At 62.2% G+C, this 19,219-nt stretch carries 15 protein-coding genes and 1 pseudogene; 8 read left to right on the top strand and 8 right to left on the bottom strand.

Translation table 11 applies throughout. The annotated features are described in order from the left end of the window. Nucleotides 1-33 precede the first annotated feature (33 nt). The 5 genes from RBA41_RS17300 to RBA41_RS17320 all read left to right on the top strand — a co-directional run bounded on the left by RBA41_RS17300 (nt 34) and on the right by RBA41_RS17320 (nt 5,660). The gene (locus tag RBA41_RS17300) at nt 34-1,806 is read left to right on the top strand and encodes a DUF885 domain-containing protein (protein ID WP_306625371.1); all 1,773 of its coding nucleotides are present in this window, start codon (nt 34-36) and stop codon (nt 1,804-1,806) included. Between the two features lie 205 nt (nt 1,807-2,011). Next, a complete protein-coding gene (gene gshA, locus RBA41_RS17305; RefSeq protein WP_306625372.1) occupies nt 2,012-3,619 on the top strand; it encodes a glutamate--cysteine ligase in 1,608 nt (535 codons plus the stop codon). A gap of 11 nt (nt 3,620-3,630) precedes the next feature. Beyond that, entirely contained in the window at nt 3,631-4,674 is a 1,044-nt protein-coding gene (locus RBA41_RS17310) for a histone deacetylase family protein (protein WP_306625373.1), read from the top strand. A 21-nt stretch (nt 4,675-4,695) separates the two neighbouring features. Next, nucleotides 4,696-5,193 (top strand): DUF3291 domain-containing protein, encoded by a 498-nt coding sequence (locus tag RBA41_RS17315; RefSeq protein WP_306625374.1) that lies wholly within the window; start codon nt 4,696-4,698, stop codon nt 5,191-5,193. A gap of 14 nt (nt 5,194-5,207) precedes the next feature. Next, nucleotides 5,208-5,660: a GNAT family N-acetyltransferase gene (locus tag RBA41_RS17320; RefSeq protein WP_306625375.1), complete on the top strand. Its 453-nt coding sequence runs from the start codon at nt 5,208-5,210 to the stop codon at nt 5,658-5,660. Here RBA41_RS17320 and RBA41_RS17325 read toward each other — a convergent pair. The 5 genes and pseudogenes from RBA41_RS17325 to RBA41_RS17345 form a co-directional block, all read right to left on the bottom strand. Then, nucleotides 5,635-6,738, bottom strand: a complete 1,104-nt coding sequence (locus tag RBA41_RS17325; RefSeq protein WP_306625377.1) for a PEP-CTERM sorting domain-containing protein — start codon at nt 6,736-6,738, stop codon at nt 5,635-5,637. The two genes, RBA41_RS17320 and RBA41_RS17325, sit on opposite strands and share 26 nt — an antisense overlap. A gap of 62 nt (nt 6,739-6,800) precedes the next feature. Further along, a complete protein-coding gene (locus RBA41_RS17330) occupies nt 6,801-7,874 on the bottom strand; it encodes a PEP-CTERM sorting domain-containing protein (protein ID WP_306625378.1) in 1,074 nt (357 codons plus the stop codon). A gap of 115 nt (nt 7,875-7,989) precedes the next feature. After that, a complete protein-coding gene (locus RBA41_RS17335) occupies nt 7,990-8,439 on the bottom strand; it encodes an FKBP-type peptidyl-prolyl cis-trans isomerase (RefSeq protein WP_306625379.1) in 450 nt (149 codons plus the stop codon). 123 nt (nt 8,440-8,562) lie between these two features. Then, nucleotides 8,563-10,443, bottom strand: a complete 1,881-nt coding sequence (locus RBA41_RS17340; RefSeq protein ID WP_306625380.1) for a potassium transporter Kup — start codon at nt 10,441-10,443, stop codon at nt 8,563-8,565. A gap of 402 nt (nt 10,444-10,845) precedes the next feature. Further along, nucleotides 10,846-11,899 (bottom strand): annotated as a pseudogene (locus tag RBA41_RS17345) (IS5 family transposase). 544 nt (nt 11,900-12,443) lie between these two features. Between RBA41_RS17345 and RBA41_RS17350 the strand changes: the two are divergent. From RBA41_RS17350 to RBA41_RS17360, 3 genes are read left to right on the top strand one after another with little or no spacing between them, the layout of a single operon-like run. Beyond that, entirely contained in the window at nt 12,444-12,719 is a 276-nt protein-coding gene (locus tag RBA41_RS17350; RefSeq protein ID WP_306625382.1) for a hypothetical protein, read from the top strand. 54 nt (nt 12,720-12,773) lie between these two features. Continuing rightward, complete coding sequence (locus tag RBA41_RS17355) at nt 12,774-13,490, top strand: sensor histidine kinase (protein ID WP_306625384.1); 717 nt, start codon at nt 12,774-12,776, stop codon at nt 13,488-13,490. Beyond that, nucleotides 13,487-14,119 (top strand): response regulator, encoded by a 633-nt coding sequence (locus RBA41_RS17360; protein WP_306625385.1) that lies wholly within the window; start codon nt 13,487-13,489, stop codon nt 14,117-14,119. Before RBA41_RS17355 ends, RBA41_RS17360 begins: the two co-directional genes overlap by 4 nt. A gap of 79 nt (nt 14,120-14,198) precedes the next feature. Here RBA41_RS17360 and RBA41_RS17365 read toward each other — a convergent pair whose 3' ends face one another. The 3 genes from RBA41_RS17365 to RBA41_RS17375 all read right to left on the bottom strand — a co-directional run bounded on the left by RBA41_RS17365 (nt 14,199) and on the right by RBA41_RS17375 (nt 19,185). After that, the gene (locus tag RBA41_RS17365; protein ID WP_306625386.1) at nt 14,199-14,948 is read right to left on the bottom strand and encodes a thioesterase II family protein; all 750 of its coding nucleotides are present in this window, start codon (nt 14,946-14,948) and stop codon (nt 14,199-14,201) included. A gap of 27 nt (nt 14,949-14,975) precedes the next feature. Then, on the bottom strand, nt 14,976-17,357 hold the full coding sequence (locus RBA41_RS17370; protein ID WP_306625387.1) for a penicillin acylase family protein: 2,382 nt from the start codon (nt 17,355-17,357) through the stop codon (nt 14,976-14,978). A 106-nt stretch (nt 17,358-17,463) separates the two neighbouring features. Beyond that, the gene (locus RBA41_RS17375; protein ID WP_306625389.1) at nt 17,464-19,185 is read right to left on the bottom strand and encodes a carbamoyltransferase family protein; all 1,722 of its coding nucleotides are present in this window, start codon (nt 19,183-19,185) and stop codon (nt 17,464-17,466) included. Nucleotides 19,186-19,219 lie beyond the last annotated feature (34 nt).

Below are 19,219 nucleotides of genomic sequence, written 5' to 3' on the forward strand. Positions count from 1 at the left end.
CGTACGCAACAGTGCCTTTGCTAAAATGACCAGATGCGCAAACTGATCGCCATCTGTGTCCTGATGCTCGCCCCGCTGGCCGCCGGCGCGGCACCCGTGCTTGCGGCCGAACGCACCCCCGACCAGCAGGCGCGCGCCCTGTTCGACAGCGACTGGCAGTGGCGCCTGCAAAACCAGCCCGAATACGCCACCGCCCTGGGCGACTACCGCTACGATGCCACCCTGAGCGACACCACCCTGGCCGCCAGCCGGGCCGCCAATGCGCACCAGCGCAAGATGCTCGAACAGGCCAGGCAGATCGAACGCGACAAACTCACCGGCCAGCAGCAGCTGTCCTACGACCTGTTCGTGTGGGAGAAGGAGCAGGCGGTCAAGGCGGCCGCGCTGTATCCGTTCCAGGCGCAGCCGATCAGCTATTACGCCGGCATCCACATCAACCTGGCGCAACTGGCCGCGCAAATGCCGTTCGCCACCGAGACCGACTACCGCAACTACCTGGCGCGCCTGGACGCGGTGCCGGCCCATGTATCGGGCCTGATCGAACAGCTGCGCGAAGGAATGCGTACCGGCTGGGTCGCGCCCAAAGTGTCGGTGCGCGCCGTGCCGGCGATCCTCAAGCAGCTGCGCGAAAACGCGGTCGACGGCGCGCTGGGCCTGCCGTTTCGCCAGATCCCGGCCACCATCGACAAGCCGGTGCGCGACGCCCTTGCGCTGGCCGGCCCAGCCGCGCTGCGCAACCGCGTGGCGCCGGCGCTGCAGGAGCTCGAAGAGTTCATCCGCACCGACTACCTGCCCGTGGCGCGCGAGTCGATCGCGGCCAGCGCGCTGCCGTCCGGCCTCGATTATTACCTGCTGGCGGTGACGCGCCAGACCACCATCGACATGGCCCCGGCCGATATCCACGCGCTGGGCCTGAAGGAAGTGGCGCGCCTGCGCACCGACATGACGGCGGCGATCGCGCGCACGGGCTTTAGCGGCGGCTTCGCCCAGTTCATCGTGTTCGCCAAGACCGACCCGCGCCTGTTCTACACCAGCGCCGACCCGCTGCTGGCGCGCTACCGGCGCATCATCACGCGCGCCGGCGCGGCCATGCCCAAGCTGTTCGCGGCCGTGCCCGCGCAGGAGGTGCAGGTCAAGGCGGCTTCCGGTCCGGGCACCGAGAAACAGGGCGCGGCCTGGTACGAGGCCGGCAACGCCGAGCGTCCGGCGGCCTTCGTGGTCAACACCTCGCTGCTGGAGACGCGCCCAATGTGGGAGATGGAAACGCTGGCCCTGCACGAAGCGCTGCCAGGCCATCACCTGCAGGTGGCGCGCGCCGCCGACATCGCCGACCTGCCGGCCTTTCGCCGCCATGGCTGGCACGCCGCCTACGGCGAAGGCTGGGCCCTGTATGCGGAGTCGCTGGGCCAGGAGATGGGCTTTTTCAAGGATGCGTTTTCGGCCTTCGGCCACCTGAACGCCGACATGTTCCGCGCGGTGCGGCTGGTGGTCGATACCGGCATCCACACCCAGGGCTGGACGCGCCAGCAGGCGATCGACTACATGAACGCCAACACCGCCAACGCGCCTTCCGACAACGAGCTGGAAGTGGACCGCTACATCGCCTGGCCGGGACAGGCGCTCGGCTACAAGGTCGGACAGCTGAAAATCCGCGCCCTGCGCGAGAAGGCGCAGGCTGCGCTGGGCGACAAATTCGACATCCGGCGCTTTCACAGCGTGGTGCTCGATAACGGGCCGCTGACCCTGGCCCTGCTCGAACAGCAGGTCGACGCATGGATCGCGGCGGCCAGAAAACCGGCTTCGTAAGCGCGTGATGCGCCCCCGCCCACCGCCTTGGCGCGCCGCCTTGGCCCACCGCCTTGGCGCGCAGCCCGGGCATTGCATATAAAATAAGCCTTGTAGTAAAAACCACGCCCCACCCCAGCAGGAAAATCGAGCCGCAGGCGCGCTCGCCGGATTTCGGTTAATCTCGCAGCACTTACCTATTTGGCAGTACAAGAAAGGATTCACCGTGTCGAACCAACTGACCCGCCGCCTGGCCCTGCTCGACGATGATGAACACCGCGCCCTGCTGGGCCAGGGGCTGCGCGGCATCGAGCGCGAAACCCTGCGCGTGGACCGCGCCGGGCGCCTGGCGCGCACGCCGCACCCGGAAGCGCTGGGCGCCGCGCTGACCCACCCGCAGATCACCACCGACTACGCCGAAGCCCTGCTCGAATTCATCACGCCGGCGGAACACGACATCGGCACCACCCTGCACAAGCTCGACGCCATCCACCGCTACGCCTACACCAAGCTGGGTGACGAAATGCTGTGGAGCGAATCGATGCCGTGCGAGCTGCCCGACGAAGCCGACATCGACATCGCCTGGTACGGCAAGTCGAACATCGGCATGCTCAAACACGTGTACCGGCGCGGCCTGGCGCTGCGCTACGGGAAAGCGATGCAGTGCATCGCCGGCATCCACTACAACTACTCGCTGCCGGAGCAGATGTTCCAGCTGTTTTCAAACAGCGAAGGCGTTCCCGAGGAACGGCGCTGCGCGCTGCGCGACTTCCAGTCCGAAAGCTACATCGCCCTGATCCGCAACTTCCGCCGCTACAGCTGGCTGCTGATGTACCTGTTCGGGGCCTCGCCGGCGCTGTCCACGGGCTTCCTGCGCGGCCGCGAACACCAGCTCGAAACGCTGTCCGGCGACACGCTGTACCTGCCGTATGCGACCAGCCTGCGCATGAGCGACCTCGGTTACCAGAACGATGCGCAATCGGGCCTCACGCCGCACGAGAACTCGCTCGAGAGCTACGTCACCAGCCTGATGGACGCGGTGAACCGTCCGTACCAGCCGTACGAGGCGCTCGGCACCAGGCGCGATGGCGAGTGGATCCAGCTGTCGACCAACGTGCTGCAGATCGAGAACGAATACTATTCGACCATCCGCCCGAAACGCGTGATCCGCACCGGCGAGCGTCCGGTGCAGGCGCTGTGCAAGCGCGGCGTGCAGTACATCGAAGTGCGCTGCCTCGATGTCGACCCGTTCGAGGCGATCGGCATCAGCGTCGAAACGGGGCGCTTCATGGATGCCTTCCTGCTGTTCTGCGCCCTCGACGAGAGCCCGCTGATCAACCAGATGGAAAGCCAGGTCCACGCCCGCAATTTCGCGCGCACCGTGAAGGAAGGGCGCCGTCCCGGCCTGACCCTGACGCGCCACGGCGAAGAGATCGCGCTTGCCGCTTGGGCCGATGAGCTGATCGGGCGCATCGCCCCGGTCGCGGCGCTGCTCGACAGCCAGCATAGCGATGCCCGGCATAGCGACGATGGCGTGCATGCGGCGTCGCTGGCCGCGCAACGGGCCAAGATCGCCAATCCGGCGCTCACGCCGTCGGCGCGCGTGCTCGACGAAGTGCGCGCGCTCGGTTCCTCGGCCGCTTTCGGTTTGCGCCAGAGCGCGCTGCACGCGGCGGCGTTCCGCGACAGCCCCTTGATGCCGGCCGAAGCGGCGCTGTTCGACGAGATGGCAGCCACCTCGCTGGCCGAACAGGTCATCATCGAACAGACCCAGACCGGCAGCTTCGACGCTTTCGTGGCCGCCTACAACAGCAGCACATTATGCGGCGACTGAGGTGACCGAGCGTGCTGACCTTTTATAACGAGCACCATGCCCAGCACCGCGGGCGCCACGAGATGTTCCGTGGCGCCCTGGTGCCGTGCTTCGAAAAGCCGGAGCGGGTCGACATGGTGCTGGCCGAATTCGAGCGGCGCGGCCTGGGCAAGGTGGTCACGCCGCACGGCGTGTCGCTGGTCTCGCTCGAACGCATCCACACCCCGCGCTACCTGCATTTTTTGCGCAATGCCTGGAGCGAGTGGGTGGCGCTCGACGAAGCGAACGCCGACAAGGATGCGTTTCCGTCGGTGTGGCCGATCCGCGGCATGCGCACCGATATCGAGCCCGATAATTTTGCCGCGCGCATGGGCCTCTATTCGATGGACAGCGGCACGCCGCTCACCGCCGGCACCTGGATCGCGGCCAAGACCGGGGCCGACTGCGCGGTCAACGCGGCGCATGCGCTGCGCCTGGGCGAGCGCGGCACCTTCGCGCTGACCCGCCCTCCCGGGCACCATGCGGGCGCCGATTTTTTCGGCGGCTACTGCTTCCTGAACAATGCCGCGCTGGCGGCCCAGCACCTGCTCGACGACGGCGCCAGGAAAGTCGCGATCCTCGATATCGACTACCACCACGGCAACGGCACCCAGAGCATTTTCTACGGGCGCAACGACGTGCTGTTCATCTCGATCCACGCCGATCCACGCGCCGAGTATCCGTTCTACCTGGGGCACGCCAGCGAGACCGGCGACGGCGAGGGCATGGGCTACAACATGAACCTGCCGCTGACGGCCGGATCGACCCCGGCGCAGTGGTTCCTGGCGCTGGAGTCGGCCTGCATCAAGCTGGCCAGCTTCGCGCCGGACGCGCTGGTGGTCTCGCTCGGCGTCGATACGTTCGCGGGCGACCCGCTGTCGTCCTTCGCGCTGCAAAGCAGCGATTTCCTGCGCATCGGCGAACGCATCGCGCATACCGGCCTGCCGACCGCGTTTGTGTTCGAGGGCGGGTATGCGGTGAACGAGATCGGCATCAATGTCGTGAATGTATTAGAAGGTTTTGAAACCGCTAACTGACCCTCCTCAACGAAAGAGCCCATGTCGCTTTACCAGCTGGCCCAACTCAATGTCGCCCTGATGAAAGGCCCCATCGATTCGCCCGTGATGGCCGATTTCGTCGCCAATCTCGACCGCATCAATGCGCTCGCCGAACAGTCGCCCGGCTTCGTGTGGCGCCTGCAGACCGAGGACGGCAACGCGACCGCCCTCAGTCCTCTCGGCGAAAACGAGATCATCAACATGTCGGTCTGGGACGACGTGGCGGCGCTGAACCACTACGTGTACAAGACCGCGCACGTGGAGATCATGAAGCGGCGCAAGGAGTGGTTCGAGCGCATGGCCGAGGCCTATACGGTGCTGTGGTGGGTGCCGCGCGGGCAGCGTCCCACGGTGGACGATGCCATCGCCAGCCTGGCGCATTTGCGCGCCCACGGCCCCAGTGCGCGCGCCTTTACCTTCAGCCGCGCCTTCGCCGCGCCCGACGCGCCCGAACACGCGCCGGCACCGCCGTCCGGCGACGCCTGCCCCGCACTGTGAATGAAAGGAATACGATGATCAATTGGGAATGGCGCCACTTCGACGAGCTCTCCGGCGCCGATCTGTACGCGGTGATGGCCAGCCGCCAGGATGTGTTCATCCTGGAGCAGACTTGCCTGTATCCGGACCTCGACGGCTACGACCAGGGCGCGCACCACCTGCTTGGCTGGCACACGGTCGATGGCGCGCGCGTGCTGGCGGCGTACTTGCGCTGCATTGCCCCCGGCGTGAAGTTCGATGACATGTCGCTCGGGCGCGTGCTTACCACCAAAGGCGCGCGCGGCGGCGGCAGCGGACGCGCGCTGGTGGCCGAGGGCATCGCCTGCGCCGAACGCCAGTATCCGGGCCAGCGCATCCGCATCGGCGCCCAGCAGCATCTCGAAGCGTTCTATGCCAGCTTCGGCTTCGCGACGGTGAGTGAGCCCTACGACGAAGACGGCATCATGCACATCGATATGCTGCGCTGAGGCCGCGCCGCCACGCCAGGCCCAGCAATGCCAGGCCCGCCAGCAGCATGGCCTGAGCCTGCGGCTCGGGCACGGGGCTGGTCAGCGCCAGCAGCAGGCCGCCGCAACCCTCGCTGTCATGGCAGCCGTAGGCGGCGATCTGGCCCAGGTCGTTGATGCCGGCGGCGCTCTGCACGGTCCAGCCGAGGGCCGGATCGATCAGCGTGTTCAGGTCGCTCATGCGACCATCGGCATAGATAAACGCAAAGAAAGGCACTTGCAGCGCGCCGCCCAGGTTGCCGACTACCTCGCCCCGGTTGTTGAGCGCGGTGCCCCAGGCGGCCAGGCCATACATGCTTCCCAGCACCTGCGTCATGCCGTTCGTGTACAGGTAGGCGCTTTCGGGCCCGTGCCAGTCGGTGCCGGTGATCTGGCCAGCCTGGTTGACGGCGTTGGCGGTGCTGCTGCCCGACGGTGAATAGTTGAGGGCGCTCATGACGCCGTTCTCGTACACAAAAGCGGTCTGGGGCGGATGGAACTCGTCCTGCCCCAGCGAGCTGCCCACCACGCGGCCGGCGTTGTTGATGCCGCTGGCCCAGATGCTGGCACCACCGAGGTTGCCGATGTCGCGCAGCTGTCCACCCTCCCCCACGAACGCGCCCCAGCCAGTGGCGGGCGCATGAAAATTGCCCGCCACCTGGCCCCGGTCGTTGATCGCCGTGCCGTGCGTCAGCGTGCCGCCGCCGATGGTGCCCAGGTCGGTCATCACACCCTTGCTGTAGATGAAGGCGTGTTCGTCGCCGCTGGCGGTGAGCGCGCCGCCGGTCACCTCGCCGAAGCGGTTGAGCGCCGTGCCGGTGCTGCTGGCGCCACCCAGGGTGCCCAGGTCGATGCCGCCGCCGGCCGACCACAGATATGCCTGCCCATTGCGGGTGCCGACGATCTGGCCGGCATTGTTGATGCCGGCGGGACTCATTGCATCGGGCAACACGGTCACGGTGTAGGAGCGAACCGCGGTAGGCACGGCGGCAGGGGCGGCCGCTGCGGCGCCGGCCGACAGCAGCAGCGCGAGGGCAAAAGCAGGATGGGAAGTGGACATGGCAAAATCCTCGAAGATGGACCAGCTGCCATCGTGCGCGCACGGCCGCCGCGCGCCCTGTGTTATGTCATGCGTGCGGTGCGCAGGCGGCACCAGCCGACCAGTCCCAGGCCGGCCAGCAGCATGGCCCAGGTGCCCGGTTCGGGCGTGGCACCCGGGTGCAGCAGCAGGCCGCCGCACTCGCTGCCGCCGTTGCGGCAGCCGTAGGCGGCGATCTGGCCGCTGTCGTTGATGCCGGTAGCGTTGTGGACGGTGTAGCCGAGTACCGGATCGATCAGCGTGTTCAGGTCGATCAGCCCGGCGCCCTCATACAAAAAGGCGAGCGAGTCGGCGTCGCCGGGACTGTCCGAGCGCCCCACCACCTGGCCGCCCAGGTTGACCGCATTGGCGTAGCTGCGCCGCCCGCCCAGCGTGCCCAGGTCGGTCATCTTGCCGTTGGCGTAAATGAAGGCATGCTCGCTGCCCTGCACCCAGGCATTGCCGACCACGGTGCCGGCAGCGTTGATGGCGGCGGCGGCGCTGTAGCTGCCGCCCAGGGTGCCGAGGTCGCTCATCTTGCCGTTCGCATACAGGAAGGCGTGCGCCAGATAGGGCGAGGTATCGTCCAGCGCCGACACGCCGACCACGTGGCCGGCATTGTTGATGCCGGCCGCGTAGGCGAAGCCGCCGCCCAGGGTGCCCAGGTCGGTGCTGGCGCCGCCGCTGTACAGGAAAGCCCGGTAGGCGGGCGTGGCGGTCAGGTACTGCCCTGCCACTTGCCCCGCATCGTTGATGGCGGTGCCCAGGCTGTCGGTGCTGCCGGGGATGGCCAGTTCGGCCAGCGTGCCGCCCGCATAGCGGAAAGCGCGCGCCTGCCCGCCCGGCAGGCTGGCGTGGCCGGTGGCCTGGCCATGCCGGTTGACGGCCGTGGCCGAGCTGGCGGGGCCGCCGAAGGTGCCGATCTCGGTCAAGATGCCGTCCGACCAGAGGAAGCCGCGATGGCCGCCGTCGCCGGGGCGGTCGCCGACGATCTGGCCGGCATTGTTGATGCCGAGAGGATTGGTATTGAGGGGCAGCGGCGTGACCGCATAACGCGACGCGGCAACGCTGGTCAGCGGCGCGAGCACGAGGGCAAGCAGGAAAATGCGAGGAGACATGGCTTGATCCTTTCAGGCTGTGAAAGGATCAAGCATCGGCCGACTTTGCGCGCTTTATTTGAGGCGCATCAGTCGCGCGCCGATGCGGTCAGCATCGGCGCGGCGTACACCACACTTACTTGACGGCGACCAGTTCGATGTCGAACACCAGGCCGGCGTTCGGTGGAATGGCGCCCCTGCCGCTCGGGCCGTATGCCAGGCTCGACGGAATCGACAGGGTGCGCTTGCCGCCCACTTTCATGCCGGGAATGCCCTGGACCCAGCCTTCGATCAGCTCGCCCTTGGCCAGCGTGAACTCCACCGGTGCCTTGGAAGTTTCGAAGTTCGCGCCTTTATTGTCGGGCTTGCTCGAATCGTAGAGATAGCCGCTGTAGTTCACGCTGATTTTTTTGCCGACCACGGCTTCGGCGCCGGTGCCGGCGACCGTATCCTTGGTGCTCAGGGCGGTCGGGCTGGTGACGACCGTGATCGGCGGCACCTGGACCGGGCTGTCGTCGGAACTGCCGCAAGCGGTCAGGGCAAAAGTGGCAACCAGGGCGGCGGCGAGAGTAAGCTTGAGTTTCATGAAATCCTTGGGCGGTGACGGAAAAAGTTGCCAAAGTTTAGCAGCAGTTGCCCATCGCCGCACTATTCGTCTCGCATCAAAAGTGTGGGGTTTATGTATCGACTTGTATCCTGTCGACGACTATCAGATTTCGACCTGGGTCCCCAGCTCGATCACCCGGTTGGGAGGAATCTGATAGTAGTCGGCGGCGCCGCGGGCATTGCGCGACATGGCCACGAACAGGTGCTCGCGCCATGGCGCCATGCCGCCGCCCGGAGCCGAAATGACGGTCTGGCGCGCGATGAAGAAGGACGTTTCCATCATCTCGAACGGCAGGCCGTGCTCCTCGCACTGGACCAGCACCTTGGGAATATCCGGTTCATCCTTGAAGCCGTAGAACACATTGATCTGGAAGCAATTGTGTCCCAGCGCGGTGACCCTGACCTGCTCGGCCGCCGGCACCCACGGTTCTTCCAGCATGTGCACGGTGAGGAATACCACGCGCTCGTGCAGCACCTTGTTGTGCGACAGGTTGTGCAGCAGCGCGTGCGGCACCCCGTCGCTTTCGCCGCGCAGGAAAATCGCGGTGCCGTACACGCGCGTCGGCGGCGCCACGAACAGCGACTGCAGGAACTCGTCGAGCGGAATGGCGTGCGACTGCAGGTTCTCGAACACCAGCTGGCGCCCGCGCTTCCAGGTCATCATGGCGGTAAACAGGATCGCGCCCAGCAGCAGCGGGAACCAGCCGCCGTGGAACAGTTTCAGCGTGCTCGACGAGAACAGCATGATGTCCATGACGATGAAAAAGCCGGTCGCGCCGAAGCACAGCACCAGCGGCAGATGCCAGCGGTAGCGGGTCACGAAAAAGGTCAGGATGGTGGTGCACAGCATGGTGGCGGTGACCGCGATGCCGTAGGCGCCGGCCATGTCGTCGGACGACTGGAAAATGAACACGCCGATCAAGACGACCACCAGCTGCAGCCAGTTCACGGCCGGGATGTAGATCTGGCCGATTTCGCTTTCCGAGGTGTGCAGCACGCGCATGCGCGGCATCAGGCCGAGCGCGATGGCTTGCTTGGTCATCGAGAAGGTGCCGGAAATGGTCGCTTGCGAGGCGATCACGGCGGCCATGGTCGAGAGCAGCAGCAGCGGATAAACACTCCAGCTGCCGAGCTGGTTGTAGAAGGGATTGCTCACGTGCTCGGGATGCATGATCAGCAGTGCGCCCTGGCCCATGTAGTTCAGCGCCAGCGCCGGAAAGGCGATCAGGAACCAGGCCGCGCGGATCGGTTTCTTGCCGAAGTGGCCCATGTCGGCATACAGCGCCTCGGCCCCGGTCAGCGCCAGCACCACCGCGCCGAGCGCGACGAAGGCGGTGAAGCGGTTTTCCAGCATGAAGCGCAAGGCGTGCAGGGGATTGAGGGCGGCCAGGATCTGGGGCGCCTCGATAATGTTAACCACGCCCATGACCGCCAGGGTGGCGAACCAGACCACCATGACCGGCCCGAACCAGCGCCCGATGCCGGCCGTGCCGCGCCGCTGCAGCGAATACAGGGCCACCAGCACGATGGCGGAAACGAGCAGCACCACCCAGCCGGGCAAGCCGGGAATGGCGACTTCCAGCCCTTCGATCGCGCCGAGCACCGAAATGGCGGGGGTAATCACGCTGTCGCCATAGAACATGGTGGCGCCGAACACGCCCAGCACCATCAGCGGGAAATACCATTTGGAGGCCTTGGTCACCGAGTTCAGCGCCAGCGCCATCAGCGCCATGATGCCGCCCTCGCCGCGGTTGTCGGCACGCAGCACCAGGGTGACGTACTTGAGCGAGACGATCAGGGTCAGCCCCCAGAAGATCAGGGAAATAATGCCAAGCAGGTTGGGGGTGTTCAGGGCCAGGCCGTGGTCCTCGTGGAACACGGCCTTGAGGGTGTACAGGGGACTGGTACCGATATCGCCGTAGACGATGCCGACGGCAGCCAGGGTCAGGGCCGCCAGGCTGCTCTTCTTGTGTTGCGCTGTCAAGATTGCACCATATTCTTGTTTTGGTGCATTGCACAATAGAAGATGACCATGGAAAAAGCAAGCACAATTCGTTGCATCATTAATACCCTTGGTTACAGCAAGAATGTCCCTTGCTGACGAAGACGCCATGATAAACGCAGTGCGCCGATGAGTGCGCTCCCAATGGCACACCGGCATCGCCGGCGAATCGGCGCTGGCCGGCAAGCTTCGCCTGTCTGCGAGATAATGTTTATCTAACAGGCTGTTGAAAAAGCCACCAATACCTTCGGGATTTATCGGTGAACAGCGGCAATTTTTCACTCGCAAACCCGCATGACGCCTCGGAAGCGCTTTCTGGCCGGTTTTCAAGGTGCTTTTCGCGTGTTTTCGTGCCGTTCGGCAATCTCCGGGCGGATTTCCGCCCTATACCGCCGACAAACGCCAACCAAAGATCGTCGCCATGCGCGTCAAATTGTAGGCCGCGAAGGTGAAGATTGTTTGCGCCTTGACCTTCGCCAGGCCGACGAAACGCGCCTTGCGCAGACCACCTACCGTCTTACTCCAACCGAAGATCTGCTCGACCAATTTGCGCTTGTTCAGGCTTGCTGCGTAACCGTCGTGGCGCGTCGTGCGTCCGTCGATGGCGCTGTTTTTCTTCTGGGCGACTTGCGCTGTGATCAGTTCACGCAGCTCCTTGACGAACGCGGCGACGTCGTAGCCCTTGTCGCCGCCCAGTGTGGATCCGGCCTTGGTCATGCTGCGCTTGGCCATCGTCAACGCCGCTTCGCGCTCCGCCGTTCCGGTCGCAAGTGTGGTTTCGGCATCGACCACAAGGGCCATTGCGGTTCTCCATCAGCGCATGGCTCAGGTCGCTCATCCGCGACTTGTCACCCTCGCTTTTCTTGTACAGCCGCGCGTCCGGGTCGGTGGTCGAATGATGCGTGTCGCTGGAACGCTGCTCACCCTTGAAATCGACGGTTGGATTGCGCCCGCCATCCTCGGGCGGCGTGCCGCTGCCGTCCTTTTTGACAAAACGTTTCATCGATGCCCATGCTTCAACCTGGGTGCCATCGACCGTGAAATGTTCGTCCGAAATCACGTCTTGCCATTGCGCGACGAGCAAGACCTGGGCGAAGAAACGCTGCGCCATACTTTCACCGAACAGGCGCTCGCGGCTGGCGCTGAATGTCGAGTGATTCCAAACTGCCTCGTCGATATTCATGCCGACAAAGCAGCGATAGAGCAAGTTGTATTCAATGTGCTGGACGAGCTGGCGTTCGGAACGGATCGTGAACAAAATTTGGATCAGACTGGCTCTGAGCAAACGCTCGGGCGCTATCGACGGACGTCCACGACGCGAGTACAGCGGTGCAAACTCCGCACTCATGCTCTGCAAAATTCCATCGACGAGAATGCGCAGCTTGCGCAGCGGATGCGACTCAGGAATGCGCTCTTCCAGCGATCGGTAGCTGAACATGGCGTGCTCGGTGACGTCGGACTAGCGCATGGTTTCGAAGGGGAAAGTTGCTTTCATTACACAACGTTGACGCTCACAGCCCCGTTGACAGGGCGCTGGGATTTTTCAACAGACTGTTAAATCCGCACAAAGTATCGTTGACAATTAAAAACAATGAGTGATATATTTTGCACATTGATTGGTAGCGTTACCAATCAATGTGCAGGTGGTGGAACAGCCGATCATGGATGTGTTGCCCGAGGCGGCGGCAGGGTGGAGTGCAGACGCGGCGCCGTGCCGGGCCGCGGGCTAAAAACGATCATCAAGAAAATCAACGAGGAGACGCAATGTTGTATCCGAAGACAAGAAGGACCCTGGTCAGCCTGGCCGTTGCCAGTGCGTGCGGGCTGATCGGTATGTCCGCCCATGCCCAGGCTCCGCCCCCGGCCAGCGAAAGCGAAAAGGAAGTCATTCCGGAAGTGAAGGTCACCGCCACCCGCTACCCTACCTCGTTGCTGAACCCCCGCTGGCGGTCACCGCCTACAGCCAGGACAACCTGAACCGCATGGGCGTCACCAGCGCCAAAGACCTGGCCAATGAAATTCCCTACGTGACGTTCCAGGCCACCGGCGACTCGGCGGTGCAGATCACCATCCGCGGCGTGACCTCCTCGAACACCACCGAAATCGGCGCCCCCGCCGTCGGCTTTCACATCGACGGCCTGTCAAGCTGTCTTTTTCCTGCACGCAATATGGCGGTCGACTTTTGTCCGCATGGAAAAGTATGCTTGGACGATTCAACGTGCGGTTTTTTCATTGCCGAGAAGCTATGCAAACTTTAAACGAGGCAAGCTGGCAGTTCAATATAAATACCCTTTGAAACTATACAGAATGTCATGATAATGAAAAAAAACGCTCGCATGGTTTATAACCCAATAGTCTCTCTGGAGGAATCACAACAGCAGCTACGGCAACTCGCTGCGCGTAATGAAACAGCAAGAGAGGAAAAACTGAAGTACTTGTCACGCGAGATTCATGACGAACTCGGGCAACGCCTGTCTGCCTTGCGCATGGGGATATTAGTGTTCGGAATGCAGTGTAAGCAGGATGATGCATTGCAAGCCGGGATCCAACGCTTGATCATGCTAGCCGACTCTACTGTTTTGGCGGTCAGGAACCTGATTTCATCGCTAAGGCCGCCGGCGCTGGACATGGGAATCGTGCCGGCACTGGAGTGTTTCATCAAAGAATTCAACGATGCCAACCCTACTACTGTATGTACATTGTTTGCAATTGAAAATGACATGGACCTGGATGAAAAACACACGACTGAAATCTTTCGCATAGTGCAAGAATCCTTGACTAATGTTAGCCGCCATGCCGAAGCAAGCAGAGTGGATGTGAGCTTGACGTGCACGAAAAGCCATTATTTTTTCGAGGTGGGCGATAACGGTAAAGGATTTGACCCCTCGCTGCAGAAAAAACAATCTTTCGGCTTGATCGGTATACGAGAACGGGTATTGATCTTGAACGGTCAACTTGATATTTCCAGCAAACGAGGAACAAAAATCACCGTATCCATCCCCAGAAATGCTGTATCGGGCAAGCCATGATCCGCTTGTTAATTGCAGATGATCACGCACTTATACGGGAAGGATTGAAACAGCTGTTCACCTTAGAAGATGAGGTGGAAGTTGTGGCTGAAGCATCCCATGGCGGACAAGTGCTTGATGCGTTACGCGCCGGCGGCATCGATCTGGTGCTGCTCGACATTACCATGCCGGGTATCAGTGGGGTCAATCTTATTCAAAGGATACTTGCCCATGCATCCTATCCACCAGTTTTAGTGCTCACCATGCATAATGAACCGCCCATCGCGCGGCGCATTCTGGCGGCAGGCGCATCAGGGTATCTTACCAAGTACAATAAACCTGACATCCTGATGGCGGCCATCCGCAAAGTGGCTGCGGGAGGACGTTTCATTGATCCAGAGATGGCAGAACAGATGGTGTTCGAAGCAAGCAGCCCAGCTCAGCGTTTGCCTCACGAAGTTCTGTCGAATCGCGAATTCCATATCCTGCGCTTGCTCGGTCAAGGTAATAGTGTCAACGAAGCAGCGGAAGAATTATCAATCAGCAATAAAACAGTGAGCACTCATAAAGCCAGATTAATGCAAAAAATGCGCTTCCAGAACAATGCCGAAATAGTTCGTTATGTGGTGACCTATAATCTGAAAGAATAAAACAAGCCAGCATTTAAATGGCATGCGCGACCCGGTACCGATGGTGGTGATGTTGCCATCATCGCTACCGGTTTTGCTGTCACGCCGGCTGTGATTTCCTCCACTTCCCCATCAAACAGGCAAGCACCTCGGCACTGCGTTCCTGGATAAAAAAATGCCCGCCGGAGAATTGGAACTGATCGTATCCGGCATCGGTCTCGTCCCTCCAGCCACTGAAGCTGTCGGCCTGCGCATAGTCATCCGCCGTGCCAGCCAACGCGATAATCGGCATAGACAAACGAGGTCCGCTGGAATAGGCATAAGTGTGCGCCAGTTCGAAATCAGCCCGTAACATAGGCAAGACTAATTGCATCAATTCTTTGTGCGCCAAGACTTCGGCCGGGGTGCCATTCATTTGTTTCAGGAGGTCCATCAATGCATTGTCATCGAGAACATCGCGCCGCTGCCCGCTAAAGTGCGCTGGAGCGCTGCAACCCGAAACCACTAAATGAACCGGAACCGGCAAGCCGTGGCATTGGCAGTAACGTGCAACCTCAAACGCCAGAATCGCGCCCAAACTGTGGCCGAACAGGACAAAGGGGATATCGGCATGGCATGCGACGACCCGGGCAAGGGTCTCAATTAACAGCGGCATGGCTATCCTGGGCTGCTCGGACCATCGCTCGCCACGGCCCGGCAACTGAATGGCGCAGACTTCGATATCCGGTGCCAACTGTGCCTGCCATGCCATGAAATCGGCGGAATTCCCCCCCGCATGGGCGAAACAGAATAGTCTTAGCCGCGGCCGCGCGAGCGGCTGGCCGCCCAGCCAGCGATTATTGTGCATCATATTGATCTGCTCCTTTCAGCGCTGCCATCAGGGCGAAAAAGCCAAGCGGTAGCGGGCAGGCCCAGGCAGGAACGGTGTCATATCGCCCCTGACCCAGGATGCATGACCCGCAAGGAAGAACCGGCTCAGCGGGTGGGCGCTCTGCCCGCCCGGCATATTGAAAATACCGTTCTCCTCGGCGCCGGGCGACACCACCATACGCTGCGACTGCCCGAAGTCGGGCCCGGCCACCCTTGGCATATGCGAATCGCCCGGTACGGCTTCCGGTGCCACCGCCAGCCAGCGGCCCAGCAGCGGCAGGCTTGCTGCAAAAGGGTGGGCGATCTTCAGCGTATTGCGCTCGCCCCACTTGGCCTGATTGAGCGCGATGCCTTGGTCTTTGAGGGAAGCAATTGTCCTGTCGATCGCCATCAGCTGCACCGCGCTCCAGCTATGCGCGCCGGCCGGCAGCCATGCGCCAGGCTGATCTTCAAGCAGACGGGCGACCAGGGCAGGCCAGCGCGGATTCGCCAACTCATAGTCGCCCCCTCCGTCAATCTGCTTCAAACGGGCATTGGTACCGTTAAAAATCACGTCGTACAGCTGATACAGGAAGCCGCGCGCGAGGGTATAGCCCACCGAATCCAGGCTCGCATGTCCACTCCAGCTCTCCAGAAGCAAGCGGCGGAATTCGGCCCGCTCCGGCCGTCCTGCCAGCGCGCCGCCATCGAGCACGCGCAGGGCCTGATCGCGCCAACGTTGCATGTACAGGGCACGATCATCGAGCATCAGCTGATACGCGGCCCGTTCATCGGTCTTGCCCAGCGCAGTGAGATCGTCGCGTATCTGGCCGGCTCTGGCGCCGATATCTGCGCCACCATCGCCGATCAAGCGATAGGCATCGCCAGCCAATTGCCGATTGTTGGCCGTCCACAGCTGCCCGCCGGGCGGATCGACCGCGCGCGGATAGTCGGCCGCAGGCAATAGCGACCCCCAACCAGCGGCGCCATCCGGCGGCCCGGCCAACGCAGCCCGGCGATCCGGCAGCGCGCCGGCGATGGTCCAGCCGATATGGCCGGCGCGGTCGCCCACCACGATGTTTTGGGCCGGCATGCCGGACCGGCTGGCCGCGGCCAGGGCGCCGCCGATGTCGCTGGCCTCAGCGATGTTGCCGATGCCCAGATTGACGCCACCCGCGGACTGCGCCACCCAATGCATGGCATAGTAGCGGCCGTCGATTTCCCGTACCGGGCCGAGCGAGGTCTTCAACACCGTCAAGGCAACTGGCGGCGCCCCCCGCACCTTGATCGTTTCGACCGTACTGGCCGCCACCTGCCAGGCGCCATCGACCTTGAACCTGCGGCTTGCCGCGCTCTCCCGCTCTAGCGCAACCAGATTAAAGCAGTCCGCATACGCGACCGTGAAACCCCATGCCACCTGTCCGTTGCTGCCAGCCACCATGAACGGCAAGCCGGGTAGCGTGACGCCCGCGATCCGCCTCGCCTTGCCGGTTTTGGCGGGATAGTCGAACACGGCGCGATACCAGGTATTCGGCAAACCGAGCATCAGATGCATATCGCTGCCGACAATGGCAGCGCCATGTGCGCTGCGCAGACCCGCGATGGCCCAGTTGCTACTACCGACCGAGGAGCGATAATCAAGCGACGCGCTCTTGCTCACGACCTTGCCGGCCGCGCCAAACCAGACCGGCGCGACGGCCGGCTGCGGCACCGCCGCGGCGACCACGCCAGCCGCGTCCAGCGGCGCATCGAACTGGCTCGACGATGGCAACAGCCAGGCCAGTTGTTCCGGTGTGGTTTGCTGACGCAACCATTGACGGGCGATCTGGCGCGCAGGAAGCGTGCCTTGCAACTGGAAATACATTGCCCAAATGACCAACAGGGAATCCTCCGGTCGCCAGGGCGCCGGTTGCTGGCCGAACAGCGCATACTCGAAGGGCCGCGCGGACAAGGCAGCCAAACCATCGTTGACACCCTTGGCATAGCGTTGCAAGCGGGCCTGGTCCTCGGGCGGCAGGTGCGCAAACAGCGTGCCAGCCTGATCGCGGAAGCGATACAGCCGGTGTTCACGATCGAGCTCCAGGCCAGCCGAACCGAACAGCTCGGACAGTTCGCCGGCGCCGGTCCTGCGCAAATAATCCATCTGAAAAAAACGATCTTGAGCATGCAAATAACCGACGCCATACGACAAGTCCAACTGATCGTGGGCCTTGATGGTGGGAACCCCGGCGGCATCCCGATCCACGCTCATCGCCGCACTCAGCCCAGGCACCCGGACATTGCCTTCCAGTTGAGGCAAGCTGGCGCGCAAAAAAACTGCCGCGCCCACCAGCACCGACAGCACGACCAGAAAAATAACGCCCAGCAAGTACTTCCCCCACCGCCAAGCTGTCTGTGTTTTCAATATCATTACGCATTCTTTCGATTAAATAATTGTGCGGCGACCACCGGACGGGCCGAGTCTGGCGGCGGGTCCCGGACCTGCTGCCGGACTGAAACTCAGGCACAGGTAGCACTTAATGTTTGGACACTAGATAGTTGCCGAGCGCCAGATAGTCGATATCGGTTTTCATGAAGGTGCTGATCGCATCCTGCGGCGTGCAGACGATGGGTTCCGAATCGTTGAACGAGGTATTGAGCAAGAGTGGAATCCCGGTCAAGGCCGCGAACTCGGAAATGAGCCGGTGGTAGGCAGGATGGTCCTGCGCATACACGGCCTGGGCACGCACCGTACCGTCAAAATGCACTACCGCAGGGATCAATTCGGCTTTGCCCGGCTGCACGGTGGAGGTAGTGAGCATGTACTTGCCGGCAGTGACACGGGTGCTGCCGCAAAACCATTGCTCGGCGTGCTCACCCAGGATACTCGGGCAAAATGGCCGATACAGTTCACGGTGCTTGACTTTCACATTCATCAGTTCGCGCACATCCTTGTTGCGCGGATCGGCCAGCAGGCTGCGGCTGCCCAGAGCGCGCGGCCCCCATTCCATGCGGCCGCTGAACCAGCCGACGATGCTACCGCCGGCCAGCACTTTTGCCACCTCCCTGGCGATGTCGACCTTTTTGTAAGCCAGATTAGTGCGCTTCAAGACCGTCTCGATCTCCTGGTCCGAGTATTCGGGGCCGAGATAAGCATGATTGAATACATAGTCGCGCGGCTGGCCCAGAATCTGGTTCCAGATCAAATAGGCGGCGCCCAATGCCGTGCCCGAATCGTTCGAGGCCGGCTGCACGAACACATCGTCGAATAAATTTTCGCGCACGATGACGCCATTGGCCGCACAATTGAGTGCAACACCGCCGGCCATGCACAGATTGCGGTAGTTTTCGCGGTCAAAACGGCGCAAGATATGCAGCAGGATCTGTTCGGTCAGCAGTTGCAAGCCGGCCGCCACATCGACATAAGCTTGCCAATTGCGGGCGCTAAAATCCACCGGTTCATGCCGCCTCGGCAAATCGAACAGGGCTTCCAAGGTGGAGAAATCGGGCGATTCGTGGCGCAGCACCGCCATATCGACCGTCATGTTTTCCTTGTCGGTCACCAATTTCGAAAACAGGCCGATCGTCTTGGCGCTGTCGCCGTAAGCCGCCAGTCCCATTACTTTCGACGCATCGTACTGGCTAAACCCCAGATACTTGGACAGCTTTTCCCACACAAAGCCGAGCGAGTTTGGAAACAGAAAATCGTATTCCTTCCTCAACATGTTGCCGTCACCGTAATAGAGCGAGGTACTGGCCCATTCACCGATACCGTCAATCACCAGCACTGCCGCCTTGTCAAATGGTGAGACGTGAAAGGCGCTGGCGGCATGGCAATCGTGGTGTGGCAGAAAATGAAACTGTCCGCTGAAGCCGGCCTCCTCCATCAATTGCTGTTTTGAAGACAGGACACCTTCGGCGAAACTCAAGCCGCCCTGCAAGGTTTGATAGCTTTCCTTTTCCAGGGCCCAGCCCTGCGCCCCGTCGCCGGCGGCGCGCCAGGCGGCCACGCCCTTTTGCAGCATCTCGGGGCTGAAGGAATAGCCGATATGTTCACAATCCTGCAGAGTGATGGCGGCCGCATCCAGACACTTCTGAATCGACTTCCAGGGCAATTGCCCGGTCGTCTCGGGCGTGGACAGCTTGCCGTGCTTGACGCGGTTCAGGCGCTCTTCTTCGATTGCCATGACAACTTGTCCGTCCTTGATCAGACAAGCGGCCGACTCATGATATGCAGCATTGATGCCTAATATGTACACGTGAAATCCTTATGATTTTGAACTTGAGAAATGT

It is taken from the genome of Massilia scottii, assembly GCF_030846495.1.
GTDB classification, from domain to species: Bacteria; Pseudomonadota; Gammaproteobacteria; order Burkholderiales; family Burkholderiaceae_D; genus Telluria_A; species Telluria_A violaceinigra.